This window comes from Microbispora sp. KK1-11, from assembly GCF_006874435.1.
Taxonomy (GTDB): domain Bacteria; phylum Actinomycetota; class Actinomycetes; order Streptosporangiales; family Streptosporangiaceae; genus Microbispora; species Microbispora catharanthi.
Map to the genome: position 1 here is coordinate 60,596 of NZ_VIRJ01000011.1, position 21,824 is coordinate 82,419.

Below are 21,824 nucleotides of genomic sequence, written 5' to 3' on the forward strand. Positions count from 1 at the left end.
ATGCCCGCAGACCGGCCGGCCCGCGGGGCCGACGACCAGGACGCCCGCCGCACTCTGACCCTGCCGGTGCTCGGCGCGGCGCCGATGCGCGGCGCTCCACTCCCCGGCGACCCGGTCCTCGCCGATCCGCTCCTGCCCGGGGCGGGCCGTCGTGCCGACGGTGCGACGCTGGCGGCCCTGTTCGCGTTGTCGCTGCTGATCATCCCGGCTCGGCTGGTCCTGAGGGGCCTGCCGCTGTCGCTGACGCCCGCGAACATCCTCAGCCTGCTCGCCGGCATGTGCTGGCTGTGCGCGCAGTTCACCACCACACTCGGCGTGGCGAAGGGCCGCACCCCCGTGCGCACCGCGCTGTTCTGCTATGTCCTCGCGCTGGCGGCCACCTACGGCGTGGCCAGTTACGGCTACCTTCCGGGCGACGAGCTGAAGCTGTCCGACCACGCCCTGGTCCTGGTCCTGGCGAGCGTCGGCATCGCGCTGGCCGTCTGCGACGGGGTCCGCACGCCGGAGCGCCTGGACTTCCTGCTGAAAACGATGGTGGCGGGCGGCGCGGTGATCGCGGTCATCGGCGCGCTGCAGTTCATGGCCGACCTCGACCTCACTCAGTATCTCGCGCTGCCCGGTCTGCGCTTCGCCTCGGAGGGCGGGCCGGTCGACATGCGTGACTCCATGCGGCGGGTGGCCGCCACCACGGGGCATCCGATCGAGTTCGGCGTGCTGTGCTCCATGCTGCTGCCCCTCGCCGTCCACTACGGATTCCGCGGCGGCCGTGGCGCCCTGCGTTGGTGGTTGTGCGCGGCGCTCATCGGCATGGGCCTGCTGTTCTCCGTGTCGCGGTCGGCGGTCCTGGGTGTCGGAGTCGTCGGAATCATCCTGATCATCGGGTGGCCCGTGCGGCGCAAGGTCCAGGCCCTGATCGTCACGGCGGTCTTTCTGGTCGTGGCGAAGCTGACGTTCCCCGGCCTGCTCAACACCCTCTACGGGCTGTTCGCCAACGCCGGCACGGACAGCAGCGTGCAGTACCGCACCCACGACTACGATGTCGCGGCTACCGAGGTCGCCAGGCACCTGTGGCTCGGCCGGGGCATCGGCACCTGGTACGCACCGAAATACCAGGTCTTCGACAACCAGTACATCCTGACCGCGGTGGAGAGCGGAGCCGTCGGCGTCGTCGTCTTCGTGGCGCTGTTCTTCTGCGGGATCTACTCGGCCGTGCGGGCCCGCCGGTTGAGCGTGGACCCGGCCCGGCGCGACCTCGGCCTGACGCTCGCCGCCTGTCTGGTCGTGCCGCTGGTCGGCTCCGCGACCTTCGACCTGCTGTCGTTCGCCACCGTCACCGGTGTCGCCTTCCTGCTCATCGGGGCGTCGGGTGCGTCGCTGCGCTCGGCCCAGCGGGAGGCGGCGGTGCGGGCATGGGAGGACGACCACGCGGAGCGGGCCCCAGGTCGGTTCGGCGCAGCAGACCGAGCATGGTCGCGGCTACCGTGGCTCCCCCTGCCAGGGCGATCGCCCGGCCGGCCCTGAGCGCGGCCGGATCGCCGTCTCCGCCGGGGGCCGCGAGGACCGCGACCGCGAGCCCCGCCACGGCCCCGGCCACGTGCAGCCCGATGAGCAGGCGCATCTCGACGCGTCCCAGCGGGCCGAGAGGCTCAGCCTCCCGCGTCGCCCCGACGCGTACGAGGAACGCGACCGCCGCGCACGCGTAGGCCAGCACGATCAGATCGCTGCCGATCGTGTCGCTCGGCCGGTGCCAGTTGGCGGTGACGGTGGAGGCGCCGACGGCGGTGGCCCAGGCCGAGGTGGGGAGCACCACGACCCAGCGGAACCGGTGGGGGATCACGAGGACGAGCGCGCACATGACCGACATCGCGACCGCCGTGTGGCCGCTGGGGAAGCTCTGGTCATCCCGCCGTACGCCGGACGGCAGCAGGATCGGCCGCAGCAGGACCAGGTGCCGCAACACCTCGGTCGTGACGACCGATCCCCCGATGACCGCGGCACCGGCGACCGCGAGCAGGGGACTGCGCCGGACCAGCGCGACGGCGCACACCAGCAGCAGCACGCCGGCCAGGGAGTAACGCGAGATCGTGCCGAGGGCGGCGAGGGCGGCCTCCTCCTGCCGGCCGCCGGCCACGCGCTGCGCATCCTCAAGCACCGCGTCCTCGAATCGCTGCCCCGGCACCGTCCACACCGCCAGCAGGTAGACGACCACCAGCAGGACGAGGCAGCAGCACGCGGTGAGGACGGCCCGCCGGGACGTCGTCATCCCGTGCAGGGGAGGGGACCGACGGTCGAGACGATCCGGTAGTCCTTGTCGATCGTCACCAGCGTGTTGCCCGACCAGTCGACCTTGTCGCAGTCCGTGTCGACGGGCCCGTACACCCACGACTTGTCGACCAGCTTGTTGTCGCGGACCACGGCGCGATTTCGGACGTTCCTGACCTGGATGCTGTACGTGCCGCCCATGACGAGGTTGTCGGTCACCGTCACGTCCGACATGCGGGGGTCGGTGATGAAGATCGGTGCGGTGATGTCCTTCGCGTCGCGCTGGTCGACCGTGTTGTGCTGGAAGACCAGCCCCTTGCCGCCCACGTACGTCTGGATGCCGTCCGAATGGTCGCCGGGGTTGGAGCAGAGATGAACGTAGGAGTCCCGGATCGTGACGTTGTTCCCCGAGTCGCGGAAGCCGTCCCCGTGGCCCCGCACGAGCACCCGTACGGCCGTGTAGTCGGTGTCCCCGACGCCGGGCATCGACTGGCACCTGCCTGCCGTGCCCACGGTCGAGTCGGTGATGGTGAACGAGTAGGTCTTGCCGGCGTAGCTGTCCAGCACGATGCCGTCGATCTGACTGTTGCTGATCTTCACGTCGCGGGCGGTGATCAGCAGGTCGCCGGCGATGTGCACACGGTCGAGGACGGTCCCCGAGACCGTGACGCGGTAGGCGCCCTCCTCCGTGAGGGGCAGGGGCGTCAGCCGTGTTCCCGGAGGGACCCCTGTGCAGGCCGGCGCCGGATACCCGGGGCACCGTGCGGCGGGCGGTCTGGTGGGGGACACGGACGCCTCGGAGGGGTTCTCCGCCGAGGGAGAGCAGCTGAGCAGCATCAGCACGGCGGCGAGGGCCGCCGCCACAGGTGCCAGGGAGACCCCTCGCCGTCGCATGGACGCTCGCTTTCAGGTGCGTAGCCGGTCCCGCAATTGTGCCCAACTTCCCGCGGCCAGGTCGCGCTCACTGATGAGAGAGGCCGGTTGGGGCCACGGGATTCGCAGGTCCGGATCGTCGTAGCGCACCGACAGGTCCTCGGACGGGTCGTGCTCCCTGTCGATCCGGTAGCAGACGTCGGCGTCCGTCAGGGCCTGGAAGCCGTGCAGCAGCCCGGGGGGGACGTACAGGGTCAGGAACGTCTCGTCGTCGAGCAGGACCGACGTCTGCACGCCGAACGTCGGCGAGTCCGGCCGGGCGTCCACGATCACGTCCCACACGGCTCCGCGGGCGCACCGCACCAGCTTGGCCTCGCCGTGCCCGGACCGGCCGTGCATGCCGCGGATCGTCCCCTCGCGGGAGCGCGACTGGCTGTCCTGAACGAAGGCGGCCGGGTCCAGCCCGGCCTTCGCCGCGACGTGCGCGTCGAACGTGCGGGTGAACAGCCCCCGCTCGTCACGGTGCGGTGTCGGTACGAACAGCAGCGCCCCGTCGATGGCCGTTCGCTCTACTCTCAATGCTGTGACCCTTCCGATCGTGAGCGTCGTCGTGCCCGCGCACAACGAGGAGGGCGTTATCGCCGGCAACCTCGCCCGGCTGCTGGACGGGACGGCGCCCGGTGAGTTCGACGTCGTGGTGGTCGCCAACGCGTGCACCGACGATACGGCCGAGGCGGCCAGGAGAGCCGGCGTGCGGGTCCTGGAGACGGCGACGCCCGGCAAGGCCAACGCGTTGCGGCTCGGCGACGAGGCGTGCCGGACGTTCCCGCGGGTCTATCTGGACGCCGACGTCGTGCTGACGGCGGAGTCGGTGCGCGCGCTCGTGGCGGCGGCCCGGCCCGGGGTGCTCGCCTGCGCGCCGGTCCCGCGGTGGGACTTGGACGGCGCGAGCGCGATCTCCAGGCGGGTGCACAAGGTGCATGATCTGCTCATCGCCCCGTCTCGCGCGCTGTCCGGCGTCGGCGTGTACGTGCTGACCGAGGAGGGGCACGCCCGGGTCTTCCCCATGCCGGACGTGATCTCCGACGACGGATTCGTCCACCGGACGTTCGCGCCGAAGGAGCGGGCCGTGGTGGCCGGCGCCTGGTCCCTGGTGCGCCCCGCCCGGACGGTCCGCGCGCACCTGCGCCGCCGCGTGCGCGTACGGCAGGGCAACCGTGAGCTCGACGCGCTGGGCCTGCCGCTGGCGGAAGGGCGGCTGGAGCTCGGCGCGCTGCGGGCCCTGGTGGCGGGGCGCGCGGTCACCCGGCTCGACGCGGCCTGTTATCTGGCCGTCCTCGCCCTCGACCGCGCGCTCACCCGGCTGCGGGCCCTGTCGGGAGGCTCGAGTCACCGTCGTTGGGGCACCGACACCGGCAGTCGCGTCCAGGCGTAGCGCGCTCAGGAGACGGCCGCGTCGTAGGCGGCCAGCAGCGCCGCACGGGAGTTCTCCCACGACAGCGGGCCGCTGACCCGGGCCTGGCCGATCTCGCCCATGCGCCGCCGCTCCTCGGGGTCGTCGAGCAGGAGGGCGATCAGCTTGGCGAACTCGGACTCGTCGTTCGGAGGCGCGTACACCGCGGCGTCCCCGGCCGACACCCGCGCCTCCCTGAGGTCGAACGACACGATGGGCCTGGCCATGGCCATGTACTCCATGATCTTGTTCATCGTGGACACGTCGTTCAACGGGTTGTACGGGTCGGGGGCGAGGCAGACGTCCGCCGCGGACAGGTAGCGCAGCAGGTCCTCGTCCGGGATGCGACCGGTGAACTCCACCATGTCGGACAGGCCGAGCTCGCGTGACAGGGCCACCATGGCGTCGAAGGTGTCGCCCGCTCCGACGAACACCGCGTGCCAGTCCGAGCGCCCGATCTCGTCGCGGAGCAGGGCCAGGGAGCGGAGGGCGTAGTCGACCCCGTCCTGGGGGCCCATGACGCCCAGGTAGCACAGCAGGTGGGGTTTGCCCCGCTTCAGCGCCTCCTCCGGCGGCACCTGATGGAAGCGTTCGACCACGGGCGCGCTGCGCACGACGAAGACCTCGCCCGGCTTCTTGCCGCCCCGGGTCAGCGCCGCACGGCGGTAGCTCTCGTTGGTCGCGATGACGACGTCCGCGGCCCGGTAGGTGAGCCGTTCGAGCCGCAGGACGAGCCGGTAGAGGAAGTCCTCTCCCCGGCCGAACCGGGACAGGTAGAGCTCGGGGACCAGGTCGTGCTGGTCGAAGACGAAGCGGGCGCCGCGCCGTTTGAGCATCCGCGCTACGAGGAACAGCAGGTCGGGCGGGTTGCAGGCGTGGACGACCTGCACCGGGCCGACCTTGCGCGCCAGCCGGTAGGTGTGCAGCAGCGCCAGGCCGTACTCCCGGAGGTAACCGACGGGGCCACCGGTCGCGGGCCGCAGGGGATAGCGGTGGATCCGCACCCCGTCGATCAGGGCCTCCGGCTCGGTGTCGCGGTTGGCCCCCGTAGGGCAGATGACGTGCACCTCCCACCCGGCGTCCCGCAGCGCCGTGCTCTCCTGCCACACGCGGCGGTCGAAGGGTACGGACAGGTTCTCGACGAGAATGAGCGCTCTACCAGCCAAGGCCCACGTATTCCGGTTGTGCCCGGCGCGCCTCCGCGTCGGGAAGGCGGACGAGGTCGATGATCGCGCGGTCGCCCGCGCGCTCCAGCGCGGTCAGCACCGCGGGGTCCTTGCAGCCGACGACGCAGACCTCGGCATGCGCGAGGACCTCGTCGGCCGAGTTGGTCAGCAGTTGGCCCAGGTGCGGCAGCCGGCCCTCGATGTAGTCGCGATTCGCCCCGATCAGGCGCGACATCGTGACGTTCGCGTCGTAGATGCGCAGGTCGTAGCCCTTGCCGAGGAGGCGTTCCGCCAGTTCGACCAGAGGGCTCTCGCGCAGGTCGTCGGTGCCCGGCTTGAACGACAGGCCGAACAGGCCGACGCGGCGCCTGCCGGTCGCGGCCACCAGGTCGAAGGCCCGGCGCAGGTGCTCCTCGTTCGACGGCAGGATGTGCGACAGCAGAGGAACGGACACGTCCGCCTGCCGCGCCGCGTAGACGAGGCCGCGCAGGTCCTTGGGCAGGCAGGAGCCGCCGAAGGCGAAGCCGGGCCGCAGGTAGGCGGGGCTGATGTTGAGCTTGCGGTCGGCCAGGAAGGCGTCCATGACCCGGTGGCTGTCCAGGCCGAGCGCCTGGCAGATCGCGCCCAGCTCGTTGGCGAAGCTGATCTTGAGCCCGTGGAAGGCGTTGTCCGCGTACTTCGTCATCTCGGCCACCGCGACCGGCACCCGGAAGACCTCCCCGGGCAGCCCCTCGTACAGGGCGGCCACCACGTCGCCGCTCGTGCCGTCGAGCTCGCCGATCACTGTCTTCGGCGGATCGAAGAAGTCGCGCACGCTCGTGCCCTCGCGGAGGAACTCCGGGTTGACCGCCACCCCGAAGTCCACCCCTGCTGTGCGGCCGGAGGACTTCTCGAGGATCGGGACGAGCAGGCTCTCACACGTGCCCGGCAGCATCGTGCTGCGGAAGACGACCGTGTGCCGTCGCTCCCGGCCCGCCAGGGCCTCGCCGATCTCCTCGGCCACCCGCTCCAGGTAGTCGGTCGAGAGGCTGCCGTTCGGCGCGGACGGCGTGCCGACGCAGACAAGGGAGACGTCGCTCGCCTCGACGGCCGCGTGCACGTCGTGGGTGGCCCGCAGCCGGCCCGCGGCGACGGCCTGCTCGGTCAGCTCGCCGATTCGCTCCTCGACCACCGGTGCGGTGCCGGCGTTGATGAGGTCGACCTTCACGGGGTTCACGTCGACCCCGACGACCTCATGCCCCTGGGTCGCCAGACACGCGGCCGAGACGCAGCCGACATACCCGAGCCCGAACACGCTGATCTTCACAAGCGCCGTCCTCCGTCGAATCGCGTGGCGGGCGTGGATCGTTCCAGTTCAGAGGCGACGACCGCGTCGGCCGTCAGTCGCGGCCGGGCGACTCCGGGGAAAAACGGTGCGTAATGTCGTTATGGTTCGCCGCGGTCACACAGATATGATCGCACATCCCTCTCCCCTCGTTACGGCCTAATACGAAATCTCAGAATCGGTCTGTTTCGGTTCCGGACCGATGCTGCGGAATTTCACGGATGTGTATTCTCGCGGCAAGAACGGCCGCGAACGGCCACGCCCGTGGAATGGACGGTGCTGGATGCGCGAGGGAACCGGGGCGTCCGCGAAGCGGGATGAGGACGCGTGGCGAAACGGGCCCGCCCGTCTGCCGTCGCTCACCGGGCTGCGCTGGATCGCGGCCTTCGCCGTCTTCGGATTCCACGTCCTCCACACGCCGCGACTCGCCGGGGACGGCGCCGGCCGGACCGTGCTGGAGGTGCTGTTCGGGGCGGGCGCCACCGGCGTGCCGTTCTTCTTCGTCCTGTCCGGGCTCGTGCTGACCTGGTCGGCCCGGCCGGGCGACCGCGCGGCGGCGTTCTGGCGGCGGCGGGCGGCCCGTGTCGTGCCCTCGCATGTCCTGGTGTGGATCGGGGTGCTGGCCGTCCTCGTCGTGACGGCGCGTCCCGAGAGGCCGGGGCCGGTGCTGGCCGGGCTGGTCCTGATGCAGTCGTGGGTGCCCGACCCGGCCTACTATTTCGCGGTCAACACCCCCGCGTGGTCGCTGTCGTGTGAAATCGCCTTCTATGCCGCCTTCCCGCTCCTGCTGCGGGCGCTGCGCCGGGTGCCCGCCCACCGCCTGTGGACGGTCGCGGCGGCGGCGTACGCGCTGATCTGGCTCGTCCCGCTCGCCTCGCTGCCGATGCCGCTCGACCTCGGTTATTGGTTCGTCTGGATCCTCCCGGTCACCCGGGCTCTGGAGTTCCTGCTGGGGATGACGCTGGCCCTGATGATCCGGTCCGGCCGGTGGCACGGCCCCGGGCTGCTCGCATCCTCGGCCCTGGCGCTCGGGGCGTACCTGACCCAGCCGCTCGTGTGGGACCGCTGGGGGTGGGTCGCGTGGATGTCCGGCCCACTGGCGCTGCTCGTCGCGGCGGCGGCCACGGCGGACCTGCGGGGGCGCCGCTCGCCGCTGCGCGCGGTCTGGCTCGTCGCCCTGGGCGAGGTGTCGTTCGCCTTCTACCTGGTCCACCAGCCGGTCCTCAGGTTCGGGGCGAGAGTGGTCCCGCAGGCGCCGGTTCTGGCGGCGGTGGGCATGCTGCTCGCCGCCACCGCCGCGGCCTGGCTGCTGCACCGGCTGGCCGAGCGCCCGCTGGAACGGCTGCTCGCCGGCCGTCGCCCGCTCGGCCGTCCCCCCGCACAGGAGAGATCGGGGCCTGAGAGCTCAGCGCAGGAGAGAGCGCACCGACCGGACGATCCGGCGCAGGCCGGGGCCCAGGGGTGACACCTTCGCCACCTCGACCATCGAGTCGCGGGCTCTGCGCATGGTCCGCCTGGCCGCGCTTCTCGTCACCAGGCCCTGTGCGACCATGACCTCCCCGGTTTTGGCCCGTCGCTTGTACTCGTCCTCGCCCCGGCCGAGGTCGATGCGGCCGACCCCGAGCGCCGGGGCCGCCGACACCAGCTCGCGCAGCAGCATCCAGCCGGGCGCGAGATGGGCGAAATCCGGGTCGTACACGGGGAACCACCAGTGCAGCACGCCGCCGGATCGCAGGCCGAAGTGCGCGGCGAGCAGGTGCGGGCCGGCGTGCAGCGTCGACAGCATGCCGGAGAACCCGGGGTCCCGGGTGTGCAGGAGACGGTCGACGAGGTCGACGCGGCCGGGTGCGGCGAAGTAGTCGGGGACGCCCGTCGCCGCGTACTGCGCCCGCTTGAGCTCGACGACCCGGTCGAGCGCCTTCCGGTCGACGGCGTCCGCCGCGAACCGCACCGGCCCGAGCTCGCGCTCGGCCTTGGCCGCCCGCCGGCGGGCCTGTCCCATGTTGTCCTTGCCACTGCGGGAGGCCCTGCCGAGATAGGCGTCGAGACCGCCGCTCACGTCGATGTAGGGCGAGGGGCGGCGCGACTCGATCCAGGGGCCGAAGCCCGCTGCATCGTCCTCGTGGCCGTCTTCGTGATCCCCTGAGTGATCGCCTACGCGATCGTCTGGGTGGCCGTCGAGCAGATGGTCGAACGCGAAGCCTCGCACTCCTCCGGACAGCAGGAGCAGCGGCGCGAAGGACGTGCCCGGGGCGAGCACCGGTCCCTGGAAGTCGGCGCCGGGCCAGCCGGCCGGGCGCAGCAGCGAACCCTCGCGGTGGCAGGGCAGCAGTGCGAGAACCCGGCCGTCCGCGTCGCGGCCGACGGCCACCTCCACGGGCCGGCCGCTCACGTGGACGGCCTCGGCGAAGCCGGGATGGAAGTACGGGCTGTCGAGCAGCGGGTTGCCCTCCCGAAGCCGGTGCCACGCGTCCAACTCCTCCTCGCCCAGCGCGTCGAACGAGGTCAGGCGCATGGTCCTGATCGGTGTGCCGCTCATGAGGCCGGAGGGGGCGTGATCAGGCGCAGCCGCCGGGAGGGCCGCAGCAGCGCGGCCACCGCCGCCCGCGAGGTCGGCCGGCCGGAGAGCGCGCGCACCCCCTCTCCCAGGGCCACGGCCAGGAAGTAGGCGGCCGCCGCGATCCGTCCCCTGCGCCGCCTGAACAGCCGCACCTTGTTCACGACGATGAGCGCGGCGAGCGTCGGGTTGACGCCGGAGTCGCCGCCGATGTGCTCGAACACGGCCGAGGGCTCATACCACAGCGACCAGCCCCGGTCGGCGGCCCGCAGGGCGTATTCCGTCTCCTCGCTGTAGAGGAAGAACGACTCGTCCCAGGGGCCGATCTCCCGCCAGGCCGGTGCCGAGATCAGCATGGCCGCGCCCGTGGCCCAGGCCGCCGTACAGGCCGCCTCGTAGCTCACCGGGTCGGTCACCAGCTCCCCGAGCGTGCCGATGCGCCCGGCGAGCGTGCCGCCGATCACGGCCTCGACCAGGGCGCGCCGCACGGTGGGCTGCCGGCGCAGCGACGGCTGTAGCGTGCCGTCCGGGTTGACGAGCCGGGGGACGGCGATGCCGCGGCCAGGTCGCCGCAGGGCCTCCATCAGGACGGCCAGCGAGCCGGGACGCAGCCGGCAGTCGGGGTTCAGGACGAGGACGGCGTCGAGGGCGTCGAGGTCCAGGGCGGCGACCCCGGCATTGATCGCGGCGGCGTATCCGGCGTTCCTGCCGGTCTGCACGACCGTGATCGGCAGCGCCTCCGCGCGTTCCGCGACGCCCACGGAGTCGTCTCCAGAGGCGTTGTCGGCGACCACGACGCCGGCGAGGACGACCCCCCGCGCACCCTCAGTGAGGGAGCGCAGGCAGTCGCCGAGCACGTCCGCGCTGTTGTACGTGACGATCACGACGGCTGCCCGCAGCCGGTTCTCAATCGTTCCATTAGACATATGTGGAGACTCTTCCCGATGGGGAGGTTCGTCGGTCAGCCGCGCAGGCGCTTGAACGCGCGGGCGGCGACCCTGCGGGCGCGCCTACGGAGAGAGGGGCGGCCGTCGAGGACGGCCCTCGTCCAGGCGTCGTCCAGGTCACAGGTCAGGCTGGTGCGCGCCTGCAGCCAGGCGTCGGGACGGGCCCGCCCGCCGTCGCTCGTGTACGCGCGGGAGAGCCCCGCTCTGCGCAGCCGGCGCAGCACGTGCCTGTCGTACGAACCGAACGGGATCGCGACCCGCGTCACCGGCTGCCCCGTCAGGTCGCTCAGCAGGGCGTTGGCCCCGCCGATCTCCTCGTCGGCCTCCTGCCGGCCGATCCGGCGCCAGTCGCGGTGGGCCCAGCCGTGCGAGCCGACCCGCATACCGGACCGGACGAGCTCGCGCACGCCGTCCGCGTCCAGCCTGCCGGGCTGCCCCAGGAGCCCGGCCAGCACGAAGAACTCCGCCGTGAGGCCGCGCTCCCGCAGGCGCGGCAGGGCGATCTCGACGTCGGAGGCGTTGCCGTCGTCGAAGGTGATCCGGACGTCCGGGCGGCCCACGACGGCGTCGAGCACCTGCTCGAACTGGCCGACGGTGACCCAGGTGCCGTCCTCCCCGGGGTCGAGCGTCCTCGGGTAAGGGCCGATGCCGTGCACGGTCAGGTTGACCACACTCCTCGCCGCGGCCATCAGCCCTCGCCTTCGTACGCCGGATGGGGACCTGAGAAGTTATGGGTCACGGTAGCGCTATCGCCGCTCGGGAAGCGTCCGTTACCTGTGTTCGCGATACCAGGCCAGGGTCCGCCGCAGCCCTTCCTCCAGGCCCACGGCCGGCCGCCAGCCGAGCACCTCGGCGGCGAGGCCGATGTCGACGGTCTGGGCGTTGTCCAGGGGACGGTCGGCGACCTCGCCGAACCTCGGACGCCGCGGGCTTCCCATGACCCGATAGAGCAGCTCGACCGTGTCCCTGACCGATGTCAGGACGCCGGTCCCGATGTCCATGACATGGCCGGCCGTCCGGTCGCTCCGCCCCGCCGCCACGAACGCCTCGGCCACGTCGTCCACGTAGACCCAGTCGGCCATCTTGGCGCCGCTGGTGAGGCTCGGCTCCTCGCCGCGCAGCAGCGAGAGCGCCACGTACGGCACGAGCTTGGTGAGGTCCCGCTGGCCCGGACCGTAGACCATCGTGGGCCGCAGGACCGTGGCCGGCAGGTCCCACAACCGCTGGAACAGCTGGGCGTAGCCGGTCGCGGCCCACTTGGCCATCGCGTAGGGGGACGGCGGCGATGCGTGGTCGTTCGCCGGCCGCGGCTCCTCGCACGAGCCGCAGAGCACCACCCGCGTGCCCGTACGGCCGACCGCCGCGGTCAGCAGGTTGACCGTGCCGAGGAGGTTGTTCTCGAGGGTGGGCAGCACGAGCCCGGTGTCCCTGCCCCCGTTCACCTCGCTGGCCAGGTGGAACACCACGTCGGGACGTACGGCGCCGAGGAGTTCGCCGGTCGCCGAGGCGACGCGGAGGTCGGCCCGGTGCCAGACCTCGCCGACGTGCGTCACCGTGGGCGGCCTGCGGCTGACGGCGTGGACCTCGGCGCCGAGGGAGACCAGCCGCTTGACCAGGCGGGAACCGATGAAGCCCGCCGCACCCGTCACCAGGGCTCGCGTCCCGGCATAGGACAGGCCCTCCTCGCGGGTGGAGGACCGTGACGACGGCCGGGGGTCGATCGGGCGGACCGGGGGCATGGGCGCTCTCCTCGTATGCTCGATCATGGTGCGTCGGCAAGGGGACGGCCGGGGGGCGACCGGGGTTGACGAGGCCGAACTTGTTCAAGCCCGGTAATAAGGAAAGGGACCCGTCCGAAGACCGGTCCCTTCCCTGGTGGTCCTGCTCAGCCGATGGTCCAGGTGTCCCCGCCGTGGAGCAGGTCGGCGAGGCTGCCCGCGCCCTTGGCGGTCGTGGCCTCCTGGACCTGCTCGTTGAGGAGCTGGTCGTACGCCGGCCGGTCGATCGAGCGGAAGACGCCGATCGGTACGTGCTCGAACGCCGGCTCGTCCAGCCGCGACAGCGCGAACGCCAGCGACGGGTCCGGGTTGTGCGCGTCGTGCACGAGGATCTCGCCGTCGGAGACCTCGGCGCGGCGCACCACCTCGACGCCGCCCGTGGGCGACAGCCGTACGGCGCGCTCGTTGTCGCCGGTGCCGAAGACGATCGGCTGACCGTGTTCGAGCCGGACGGTGATCTCGTCGCGGGTGCCCGGGTCCTTCAGCGTGTCGAAGGCGCCGTCGTTGAAGATGTTGCAGTTCTGGTAGATCTCCACCAGCGAGGCGCCGCGGTGCTCGGCGGCCTGGCGCAGCACGCCCTGCAGGTGCTTGCGGTCGCTGTCGATGGTCCGGGCGACGAACCCGGCCTCCGCGCCGAGCGCCAGCGAGATCGGGTTGAACGGCTTGTCCAGCGACCCCATCGGGGTCGACTTGGTGATCTTGCCGATCTCGCTCGTGGGGGAGTACTGCCCCTTGGTCAGGCCGTAGATCCTGTTGTTGAACAGCAGGATGTTCAGGTTGACGTTGCGGCGCAGCGCGTGGATCAGGTGGTTGCCGCCGATCGACAGCGCGTCGCCGTCGCCGGTGATGACCCACACCGACAGGTCCGGCCGGGAGGCGGCGAGGCCCGTCGCGATGGCCGGCGCCCGCCCGTGGATCGAGTGGAAGCCGTAGGTGTTGAGGTAGTACGGGAACCGCGAGGAGCAGCCGATGCCGGAGACGAACACGATGTTCTCGCGCTTGAGCCCCAGCTCGGGCAGGAAGCTCTGCACCGCCGCCAGGATCGCGTAGTCACCGCAGCCCGGGCACCAGCGCACCTCCTGGTCGGACTTGAAGTCCTTCAGCGTCTGCTTGGCGTCCGTACGGGGGATCAGGGCCAGGCCCTTGCCATTGAGGGTGTCAGTCACTTTCGATCACGTCCTGAATGACGGCGGCGAGTTCGGCGGCCTTGAACGGGAGCCCGCGCACCCGGTTGTAGCTGATCACGTCGACCAGGAAGCGGGCCCGCAGCAGCATGGCGAGCTGGCCGAGGTTGATCTCGGGCAGCAGCACCTTGTCGTAGGAGCGCAGCACCTCTCCGGTGTTGGCGGGCAGCGGGTTGAGGTGCCGCAGGTGCGCCTGGGCCACCTTGTGCCCGGCCGCGCGCACCCGGCGGGCCGCCGCCGCGATCGGCCCGTACGTCGAGCCCCAGCCGAGCACGAGCACCCGGGCGTCGCCGTCCGGGTCGTCGACCGTCAGATCGGGCACGTCGATGCCGTCGATCTTGGCCTGGCGCAGCCGCACCATCTTGTCGTGGTTGTCGGGGTCGTAGGAGATGTTGCCGGTGCCGTCGGCCTTCTCGATGCCGCCGATCCGGTGCTCCAGGCCCGCCGTGCCCGGCACCGCCCACGGGCGGGCCAGCGTCTCCGGGTCACGCTTGAACGGCAGATACGTCGTGCCGTCGTCGCCGTTGGGCTCGGTGGTGAACAGCACCGAGATGTCCGGCAGCTCGTCGATGTCCGGGATGCGCCACGGCTCCGAGCCGTTGGCCAGGTAGCCGTCCGACAGCAGCATGACCGGCGTGCGGTACTTCAGCGCGATCCGCGCCGCCTCGACCGCCATGGTGAAGCAGTCCGACGGCGTGGCCGGCGCCAGCACCGGCACCGGCGACTCGCCGTTGCGGCCGTACATCGCCATCAGCAGGTCGGTCTGCTCGGTCTTGGTCGGCATGCCTGTCGAGGGCCCGGCCCGCTGCACGTCCACCACGATCAGCGGAAGCTCCGTGGTCACCGCGAGGCCCACGGTCTCGGCCTTGAGCGCGACGCCCGGGCCGGAGGTCGTGGTCACGCCGAGCGACCCGCCGAAGGCGGCGCCGAGAGCGGCGCCGACGCCGGCGATCTCGTCCTCGGCCTGGAACGTCCGGATCCCGAACCGCTTGTGCTTGGACAGCTCGTGCAGGATGTCGGAGGCCGGGGTGATCGGGTAGGACCCGAGGAACAGCGGCAGCTTCGACTGCACCGACGCCGCGATCAGCCCGTACGCCAGGGCCTGGTTGCCGGAGATGTTCCGGTAGGTGCCCGGGCGGAGCGTGGCCGGCTTGATCTCGTAGGAGACCGAGAAGGACTCGGTCGTCTCGCCGTAGTTCCAGCCCGCCTGGAAGGCCGCGATGTTCGCCTTGGCGATCTCGGGCTTCTTCGCGAACTTGGCCTCCAGGAACTGAATCGTCCCCTCGGTCGGCCGGTGATACAGCCAGGACAGCAGCCCGAGCGCGAACATGTTCTTGGCCCGCTCGGCGTCCTTCTTGGAGATGTCGTAGCCCTCGAGCGCCTTGACCGTCAGCGAGGTCAGCGGCACCGCGTGCAGGCGCCACTCGGCCAGCGAGTCGTCCTCGAGCGGGTTGCCGTCGTAGCCCACCTTGGTCAGGTTGCGCTTGGTGAACTCGTCGGTGTTCGCGATGATGTCGGCGCCCTTGGGCAGGTCCCCGAGGTTCGCCTTCAACGCGGCGGGATTCATGGCGACGAGCACGTTGGGCGCGTCACCGGGGGTCAGGATGTCGTGGTCGGCGAAGTGCAACTGGAAGCTCGACACCCCGGGGAGGGTGCCGGCGGGAGCGCGGATCTCCGCCGGGAAGTTGGGGAGCGTCGACAGGTCGTTGCCGAACTGGGCCGTCTCCGCCGTGAACCGATCACCGGTGAGCTGCATTCCGTCGCCGGAGTCACCCGCGAACCGGATGATCACGCGGTCGAGTTGCTGAACCTGCTTGGTCACAGCTCCTCAATCCTCCTTGACGCGCCCAGGCCTGCCTGCTGGTGGCACGTTGTCATGTCCATGCTAGATCCATCGGGGTCACGCTGGTTTTTCGCAGATGCGCACTTGGGGTGCGCTCTACCGGGACTTTCCGCACTTGTGGCGCGTTCCCGCTGGTGCCTCGGCCGCCGGGGGCGGCGCACCGTCAGCTTCGCGAACCGTCCGGGCGACACAGGCCCGACGCGAGCCGGCACAGGTCCAGGTGCAAGCGGGCGACGAGCTTGATTCGGGTCACGATCCTCAACTATATGCGGGGGACTCGGATGTGACCGTCAGGTGTTCAACCCTTGAGATCGCGCCGGGGTTATCCTCGAGATCTGGGAGGCGGTATGAGTGGATACTTCGGCTCATATGCCGTGGTCGTCGTCCTCTTCCTCGTCGGCGTGGCGATCTTTGCGGGCGGATTGTTCGTGAACCGCATGTTACGTCCCAGTCGGCCGACGCCCGAGAAGCTCACGACGTACGAGTGCGGGGTCGATCCCGTCGGCGAGGGCTGGGCGCAGTCGCAGATCCGCTACTACGTCTTCACGTACCTCTACGTGGTCTTCGCCGTCGACGCGGTGTTCCTCTTCCCCTGGGCCACCGTCTTCGCCGCTCCCGGTTACGGCATGACGACGCTGGTGGAGATGTTCGTCTTCCTCGCGTTCATCGCGCTCGGCATCCTGTACGCCTGGCGCAAGAGGGTGCTGGGCTGGACGTGACCCGACCGGCTCAGGGGAGGACAATGGACGGCATGGCGGTGACCGCATGCCCGTGAACGATCTCCCGATGCCCACGGTGGGGCCGGTGTCCCGGCTGGCGCCCAAGCCGATGAAGTTCGTGTTGAACTGGGGCCGGCGCTACTCGCTGTGGGTCTTCAACTTCGGGCTGGCCTGCTGCGCCATCGAGTTCATCGCCACGTCGATGAGCAGGCACGACTTCATCCGCTTCGGGGTGATCCCGTTCGCCAACGGCCCCCGGCAGGCCGACCTGATGATCGTGTCGGGCACGGTGACCGACAAGATGGCTCCCGCCGTACGGCGGCTGTACGAGCAGATGCCCGACCCGAAGTACGTCATCTCGTTCGGCGCCTGCTCCAACTCGGGCGGGCCCTACTGGGACTCGTACTGCGTCACCAAGGGCGTGGACCAGATCATCCCGGTGGACGTGTACGTCCCCGGCTGCCCGCCCCGCCCCGAGGCGCTGCTCCACGGGATCATGAAGCTCCAAGAGAAGATCGCGGGCGAGACGCTGGAGGACCGCTACCTGCCGGAGGCGGACGCATGAGCGCCGCCGAGGCCCTGCGCGAGCGGTACGGCTCACGCGTCACCGACTCCTTCGGCCAGGACGTGCTCGACGTGGACCCCGGCGAGTGGATCGACGCGCTGGCGTTCGCGCGCTCGGCCGGATTCGAGTTCTTCGACTGGCTGACCGCCGTGGACGAGCCGCCCGAGGCGTTCGCCGTCGTGGCCCACGTGTTCGACCCGGTCGCGTTCGCGCACCTGCTCGTGCGCACCCGGGTGCCGCGCGCGGACCCCCGCCTGCCGACCGCCACCGGCGTCTTCCGCGGGGCGAACTGGCACGAGCGGGAGACGTACGAGATGTTCGGCGTGGTCTTCGACGGCCATCCGGACCTGCGCCCGCTGCTGCTGCCGGACGGCTTCGAGGGCCACCCGCTGCGCAAGGACTTCGTGCTGGCCGCCCGGGTCGCCAAGGCCTGGCCCGGGGCCAAGGAACCGGGGGAGTCCGACCACGGCTCGCCGAGCCGCCGCAGGATGCTGCCCCCGGGCGTGCCACCCGACTGGGCCTCCGGCTGAGAGGGATTCCATGGCCGAGGTGCTCGACATAGCGGTCCGGCTGGTCGTCGTGGTGGCGGCGTTCCTGCTGCTGCCACTGATCGTCGGGCAGATGGAGCACAAGGTCATGGCCCACATGCAGTCCCGCCTCGGGCCGATGTACGCCGGCCGTTTCCACGGGTGGGCGCAGCTGCTCGCGGACGGCGTCAAGTTCGCCCAGAAGGAGGACGTCATCCCGGCCGCGGCCGACCGGCGGATCTTCGCGATCGCCCCGGCGGTGGCGCTCGTGCCGTACCTCGTCGTGATGGTCGTGATCCCGGTCGGCCCCGGACTGGCGGCCGTGGACCTCGACGCCGGGCTGTTCTTCGTGCTCGCGGTGATGGGCGTCGGTGTGCTCGGCGCGATCATGGCCGGGTGGGCGTCGGCGAACAAGTACAGCGTGCTCGGCGGCATCCGGGCCGCCGCCCAGCTCATGTCGTACGAGCTGCCGCTGGTGCTCGCCGCCTCCAGCGTGGCGATGGCCGCGGGCACGCTGTCCCTGCAGGGCATCGCCGAGCAGTGGCGCTGGTGGTGGCTGCCCTGGCAGGCGATCGCGGCCTTCGTGTTCTTCGTCGCCGGCCTGGCCGAGCTGCGCCGGCCGCCGTTCGACATGCCGATCGCGGAGTCCGAACTCATCATGGGCCCGATGACCGAGTACTCCGGGTTCCGCTTCGCCCTGTTCATGCTGGCCGAGTACGCCGGGATCGTGGTGCTGTCCGCCCTCACGACCGTGCTGTTCCTCGGCGGCTGGCAGGGGCCACTCCTGCCCGGGCCGGTGTGGACGCTGCTCAAGGTCTTCGCCCTGGCCTTCGTCGTCATCTGGGTGCGCGTCAGCTATCCCCGGCTGCGCGAGGACCAGCTGCAGAAGTTCGCCTGGACCGTCCTGGTGCCCCTCGCCCTCCTCCAGCTCGCCCTCACCGGAGTCGTGAGGGTCCTCATGGCCTGAGCGCGATCACAACGGGCACTTCCACCCCGGCCACCCCGCCGTCGCCTCGTCCTCCCACGCCTGCAACGTCTTCCCCCGGTAGACGGTGTCCGCATGGCTTGCGACCCAGGTCGTGAAAGCGGCATCGGGTTCGACCCGGCCGCTGACCAGCCAGCTCCTGCCGGAAAGCTCGCTGCTGGGGATGACGCCGCTGTCTACGAAGCACTGCACGACAGCGACGAGCGCCTCCCCGCGGCGCTGAACGTCGTCGGGAGACGGAACGGGGCGCTGCTCGCCACGCTCGCACCCCGTAAGCACCAGAATCGCCGCGATGCTCACCAAGACAACCGCGCGGCTCGTCATCGCTGGCCCCTCATCGCACTCCTGGCTTCCTCCACCCAGTCGTCGAGGCGTTTCCCACCGAGCACTGTCTCTCCGTGTGCGCTGAGCCAGGCGGTCAGATTGCGATTGGGCACGACCTTCCCGTCCTTGAACCACGTCGCGTCCGCCGGTGGTCGTAGGACGCCCGCATTCACCAACCCTTGTACGACGGGGAGCTCCACGCCGAAGACGGCGTTGCGAAAGGCGTCGTTGTTCTTCTGCAGGGCTTGGGAGGCGTGCCCGGTGTCAAGGGAATCGTTCACGACCGGTGCTGTCACCCCTGTGAGGAACTGGGCGATGGTGCCGGGGCCCCACGGATTGGAGAAGCTCAGTGCTCCGAAGCCCCCTGAAAGTATGGAAAGGGCCACTTGGTTGCGGGTCGCCTCCTCATCCTGTTTCTGCGCCGACGCGAACTGCCTGCCGTTCTCGACGCGCTGAACAAGCCCGTACAGGCCGGCCATCTCACGCAAGAAGTTCTCATCTCCCGGCGCCTTCACCGTCGCCGTCACCGCGGCCGCTATCCGGGCGTCCGCCGAACCCTTGAACGCGCCCAGTTCTCGGGGATCGCGTAACGCCTGATCGAGGAACCTCTCCAGCTCGGACCGGTTGACGATCGCCACCCATGGATTGCCCCCGACATCGCCGAGAGGAGTCGCACCCGACCCGTACTCTCGGCTCGCCCCCTGAGCGAAGTCGGCGATGTAGCGGTGCGCGGTGTGGATCAGAGACTGTCGGATCGCCGTGGGGAGGGTTTTCTCGGGGTGGAGCTTGGAGAAGTCGGCGGTGGCTTGGACGATGTGGACGACGGACCAGGCGGACTCCTTGGCGTCCACCGAGGTGCCGCGCTCGGCCGAGACGGCGGCCTTGAGGAAGGCTCCGGCGGGGGCGGACAGGTCCACCTGGCCGGTGGGCGGAAGTGTGCCGCCCGGGTGCACGTACGAGCTCAGGAAAGGCCCGGGGTCGTAGCCGGGGGTGTGCCAGGAGTCGCTGACGAGCATGCGGGCGTACCTGGGGCCGGTGGCGGGATCGCCCAGCACGTGCCGGGCGGCCATGCCGTTCTCGGCGGCTCGCTGGAGGACGGCCCCCACGGCGTCGTAGTCCGCCATGAGCCGTTGGTGGCGCGAGGCGTCGGCGTCGGTCTCCAGCCTGCCGCGGGCAGGCGGCCAGATCGTCTTGCCCGCGGCGCGGGCGTCGAGCATGGCGCGGGTCAGGTCGGCGAGCAGGTGGGAGTCCCACGACCTGCCGTCGGGGCCGTACTTCACGAGCATCCCGACCGACCAGGGGTCGGAGTTCCCGGTGAGGGCGGCGCGGGTCTCGGCGGGCAGGAGGGGCCGGCGGTCCTCGCCCGTGCCGACCCGCATCTGGCTGGCGGCGGCCAGGGACGCCCCGAGCGCCCGCAGTACGCTCACGCTCTCGGCGCTGAACAGGGCGGCTCCGGCCCGTTGGTAGAGCGCACGGGCCGCCCGCAGCGCGAGCGGCCCCGCGCCCGCCCAGAAGGCCGCCTGGTAGTCCTTGTCGGCGAGATGCCGCTGCAGGCGCTCCGACAGCCCTGACAGGGCGATGCGGGTGTCCTCGGGGTTCTTGTCCGCGACGGCGGCGGCCAGTGCCTCGGCGTCGCGCTTGCCCTGGTAGCCGCTCTGCCCGGTCGCCTCCCAGTCCAGCCGTACGTCCGGGGGGCGGTCGAAGGTGAGGCCGAGGCCGCCGGGCGCCCGGGTCAGCCCGCTCCAGCCCTGCTCCCTCGCCAGCTCGTACGCCCTGGTCGTGCGGGCGTCCATGTCGCGGACGTCGTCGAGCGCGGCGGCGATCAGGCCGGGCAACGACGTGGTTCCGACCTCGCTCCCCCATTTCTGCATTTTCTGCTGTATTAGCGGACTGTGCCGGGCCAGCAGATCGTGGAGCTGTTCGAGCCGTTTGGTCAGCTCCTTGAGATTCGCGGGATCGACTCCGACGAATTCGCCCACGGCATTCCTTCCGTTGCGGCGGCCTACGAGGCGGCTTTCCGGCGCTCCGCCTCCTCCACACGGGCGATCAGGTGCGGCTGCTCGGCGAGTACGGCGTCGAACAGCCTGGTGAGCTGGGTCCTGCGGGCGTTCCAACCGGCGGCCCAGCGGTCGGCCGCCGGGCCCTGCCAGGTGTGGTTTCCGAACATCGTGGGGACGGCGGTCAGCGCCTGGAGAACCTCACGTACGGCGGTGGCGGCCGCGGCCATGTCCGCCCTGCATTCGGCGATCTCGGATGACGTCACTGGCCCTCCCGCTGTCACGGCTGACGCACCCTAAAGCCTAAGGAAACGCCGATGGCCCAGCCAGGGATATGTGCGACGACAATCGGGATTACCGACTGACTATGGGAGGAAAATGCCGTATTCGGCGAGGTCCGAGGTGAGGTGCGGGGGCAGGGAGGCGGCGGCCGAGACGTCCTCGGCCGAGACGAAGCCGCCGACCTGGTCGCGTACGCGCACGATCTGCTCGGCGAGCGCGGACGTCAGGCCGGGCAGGTTCGCGATCACCGAGGCGGGGGCGTGGTTGACGTCGATCAGGCCGCCGTCGTCGTACTGCCGGGGCAGGTCGGGCCGCCCGATCCGCAGCTCGCGGGCCATCACAGGATCGTGCTCCGCCAGTTCCCTGGCCTGCCGCCGCAGGGCGCGGCGGTGCTGCGCGAGCGCGATCGCCTGCTCGTTCCCGGTCTCGTACGCCGGGACGTCGCCGAAGACCTGCTTCCTGACCGCGAGGGAGTGCACGGTGGCGAAGAGCCAGGGGGCCAGCATGCAGACAATCATCAGGAAGGACGCCAGGGGCGGGGCCTGTGTGTCCTCGTACTCCTCGGACAGGTAGATCCACACGACGGTGGCCGCGGCGTATCCGGCGGCGGCGGCCCCGTACCACGCGCTGCGCCTGCGGACGGCGGCGTACAGCATGGTGAAGGGGGCGCCGAAGCCGCAGGTGTACAGCGGCGCGAACGCCCACAGGAAACCGGGGACGCTCGAAGGCCGCTTCACGGGTGGCGGCGACGGCGGCACGGGCGGAGGCACGGGCGGCGACGGATGGGCGCCCGCGCCGTAAGGGCTCGGCGGCGGTACGGGCGGCGAGGGATGGGATCCGTAGGGACTCGGCGGCCACTGCTGCCCGCGCTGCCCGTAAGGCCCTTGCTGTCCGTATGGCCCCTGCTGTCCGTACGGTCCCTGCTGCCCGTACGGTTCCCGCGGTCCCTGTGGTCCGGAGGGGCGCCCTTCCGGCCCGCCATAGCCGTTCATGGCCCAGACGATACGGATTTGTCGGTCTTCGCGCTTCCCATTCTCC

At 70.9% G+C, this 21,824-nt stretch carries 21 protein-coding genes and 1 pseudogene; 7 read left to right on the forward strand and 15 right to left on the reverse strand.

All coding sequences use genetic code 11. The features are described from left to right. Positions 1-1,521 carry an O-antigen ligase gene (locus tag FLW16_RS17640; protein ID WP_260615356.1) on the forward strand — a complete coding sequence of 507 codons (1,521 nt, stop codon included), beginning with the start codon at positions 1-3 and terminating at the stop codon, positions 1,519-1,521. A 163-nt stretch (positions 1,522-1,684) separates the two neighbouring features. On the opposite strand, the pseudogene FLW16_RS45230 reads toward FLW16_RS17640, so the two are convergent. The 3 genes and pseudogenes from FLW16_RS45230 to FLW16_RS17655 form a co-directional block, all read right to left on the reverse strand. Beyond that, positions 1,685-2,263 (reverse strand): annotated as a pseudogene (locus FLW16_RS45230) (phosphatase PAP2 family protein); the annotation flags it as partial. After that, entirely contained in the window at positions 2,260-3,156 is an 897-nt protein-coding gene (locus FLW16_RS17650) for a right-handed parallel beta-helix repeat-containing protein (protein WP_142561200.1), read from the reverse strand. The pseudogene FLW16_RS45230 and the gene FLW16_RS17650, both read right to left, overlap by 4 nt. Before the next feature lie 12 nt (positions 3,157-3,168). Next, positions 3,169-3,714 carry a dTDP-4-dehydrorhamnose 3,5-epimerase family protein gene (locus FLW16_RS17655; protein WP_142561201.1) on the reverse strand — a complete coding sequence of 182 codons (546 nt, stop codon included), beginning with the start codon at positions 3,712-3,714 and terminating at the stop codon, positions 3,169-3,171. Between the two features lie 4 nt (positions 3,715-3,718). Between FLW16_RS17655 and FLW16_RS17660 the strand changes: the two genes are divergently transcribed. Beyond that, positions 3,719-4,570 carry a glycosyltransferase family 2 protein gene (locus FLW16_RS17660; RefSeq protein ID WP_185949469.1) on the forward strand — a complete coding sequence of 284 codons (852 nt, stop codon included), beginning with the start codon at positions 3,719-3,721 and terminating at the stop codon, positions 4,568-4,570. 5 nt (positions 4,571-4,575) lie between these two features. Here the strand turns inward: FLW16_RS17660 and FLW16_RS17665 are convergent, their stop codons facing one another. Both FLW16_RS17665 and FLW16_RS17670 read right to left on the reverse strand, forming a co-directional pair. Then, on the reverse strand, positions 4,576-5,754 hold the full coding sequence (locus FLW16_RS17665; protein WP_142561203.1) for a glycosyltransferase family 4 protein: 1,179 nt from the start codon (positions 5,752-5,754) through the stop codon (positions 4,576-4,578). Then, positions 5,744-7,060: a nucleotide sugar dehydrogenase gene (locus tag FLW16_RS17670; RefSeq protein WP_142561204.1), complete on the reverse strand. Its 1,317-nt coding sequence runs from the start codon at positions 7,058-7,060 to the stop codon at positions 5,744-5,746. Before FLW16_RS17670 ends, FLW16_RS17665 begins: the two co-directional genes overlap by 11 nt. Before the next feature lie 301 nt (positions 7,061-7,361). Here FLW16_RS17670 and FLW16_RS17675 point away from each other — a divergent pair, with 301 nt between their 5' ends. Continuing rightward, complete coding sequence (locus FLW16_RS17675; protein WP_185949470.1) at positions 7,362-8,543, forward strand: acyltransferase; 1,182 nt, start codon at positions 7,362-7,364, stop codon at positions 8,541-8,543. On the opposite strand, the gene FLW16_RS17680 is transcribed toward FLW16_RS17675, so the two are convergent. The 6 genes from FLW16_RS17680 to FLW16_RS17705 all read right to left on the reverse strand — a co-directional run bounded on the left by FLW16_RS17680 (position 8,484) and on the right by FLW16_RS17705 (position 15,366). Further along, on the reverse strand, positions 8,484-9,617 hold the full coding sequence (locus FLW16_RS17680; protein WP_260615357.1) for a GNAT family N-acetyltransferase: 1,134 nt from the start codon (positions 9,615-9,617) through the stop codon (positions 8,484-8,486). The genes FLW16_RS17675 and FLW16_RS17680 overlap by 60 nt on opposite strands. Continuing rightward, positions 9,614-10,561, reverse strand: coding sequence for a glycosyltransferase family 2 protein (locus FLW16_RS17685; protein ID WP_142561206.1), 948 nt, complete (start codon positions 10,559-10,561; stop codon positions 9,614-9,616). The genes FLW16_RS17680 and FLW16_RS17685 overlap by 4 nt, the downstream gene beginning before the upstream one ends. 35 nt (positions 10,562-10,596) lie before the next feature. Then, the gene (locus FLW16_RS17690; RefSeq protein ID WP_142561207.1) at positions 10,597-11,271 is read right to left on the reverse strand and encodes a polysaccharide deacetylase family protein; all 675 of its coding nucleotides are present in this window, start codon (positions 11,269-11,271) and stop codon (positions 10,597-10,599) included. Between the two features lie 81 nt (positions 11,272-11,352). Beyond that, on the reverse strand, positions 11,353-12,321 hold the full coding sequence (locus FLW16_RS17695; protein ID WP_185949471.1) for an NAD(P)-dependent oxidoreductase: 969 nt from the start codon (positions 12,319-12,321) through the stop codon (positions 11,353-11,355). A gap of 146 nt (positions 12,322-12,467) precedes the next feature. Continuing rightward, positions 12,468-13,526, reverse strand: a complete 1,059-nt coding sequence (locus FLW16_RS17700) for a 2-oxoacid:ferredoxin oxidoreductase subunit beta (RefSeq protein WP_142561209.1) — start codon at positions 13,524-13,526, stop codon at positions 12,468-12,470. Further along, positions 13,519-15,366: a 2-oxoacid:acceptor oxidoreductase subunit alpha gene (locus FLW16_RS17705; protein ID WP_142561210.1), complete on the reverse strand. Its 1,848-nt coding sequence runs from the start codon at positions 15,364-15,366 to the stop codon at positions 13,519-13,521. The genes FLW16_RS17700 and FLW16_RS17705 overlap by 8 nt, the downstream gene beginning before the upstream one ends. Positions 15,367-15,734: 368 nt before the next feature. Between FLW16_RS17705 and FLW16_RS17710 the strand changes: the two genes are divergently transcribed. From FLW16_RS17710 to nuoH, 4 genes are all read left to right on the forward strand, one after another. Next, complete coding sequence (locus FLW16_RS17710) at positions 15,735-16,106, forward strand: NADH-quinone oxidoreductase subunit A (protein WP_030510087.1); 372 nt, start codon at positions 15,735-15,737, stop codon at positions 16,104-16,106. Positions 16,107-16,173: 67 nt separating this feature from the next. Further along, positions 16,174-16,671, forward strand: coding sequence for an NADH-quinone oxidoreductase subunit B (locus FLW16_RS17715; protein WP_197042778.1), 498 nt, complete (start codon positions 16,174-16,176; stop codon positions 16,669-16,671). Next, entirely contained in the window at positions 16,668-17,201 is a 534-nt protein-coding gene (locus tag FLW16_RS17720; RefSeq protein WP_142561211.1) for an NADH-quinone oxidoreductase subunit C, read from the forward strand. Before FLW16_RS17715 ends, FLW16_RS17720 begins: the two co-directional genes overlap by 4 nt. A 10-nt stretch (positions 17,202-17,211) precedes the next feature. Further along, positions 17,212-18,165, forward strand: a complete 954-nt coding sequence (nuoH, locus tag FLW16_RS17725; protein ID WP_142561212.1) for an NADH-quinone oxidoreductase subunit NuoH — start codon at positions 17,212-17,214, stop codon at positions 18,163-18,165. A gap of 6 nt (positions 18,166-18,171) precedes the next feature. On the opposite strand, the gene FLW16_RS17730 is transcribed toward nuoH, so the two are convergent. The 4 genes from FLW16_RS17730 to FLW16_RS17745 all read right to left on the reverse strand — a co-directional run bounded on the left by FLW16_RS17730 (position 18,172) and on the right by FLW16_RS17745 (position 21,523). Then, entirely contained in the window at positions 18,172-18,507 is a 336-nt protein-coding gene (locus FLW16_RS17730; RefSeq protein ID WP_142561213.1) for a hypothetical protein, read from the reverse strand. Then, a complete protein-coding gene (locus FLW16_RS17735; RefSeq protein WP_142561214.1) occupies positions 18,504-20,486 on the reverse strand; it encodes a hypothetical protein in 1,983 nt (660 codons plus the stop codon). Before FLW16_RS17735 ends, FLW16_RS17730 begins: the two co-directional genes overlap by 4 nt. Before the next feature lie 23 nt (positions 20,487-20,509). After that, positions 20,510-20,770, reverse strand: coding sequence for a hypothetical protein (locus tag FLW16_RS17740; RefSeq protein WP_142561215.1), 261 nt, complete (start codon positions 20,768-20,770; stop codon positions 20,510-20,512). Between the two features lie 99 nt (positions 20,771-20,869). Next, complete coding sequence (locus FLW16_RS17745) at positions 20,870-21,523, reverse strand: helix-hairpin-helix domain-containing protein (RefSeq protein WP_260615358.1); 654 nt, start codon at positions 21,521-21,523, stop codon at positions 20,870-20,872. Between the last annotated feature and the right edge of the window lie 301 nt (positions 21,524-21,824).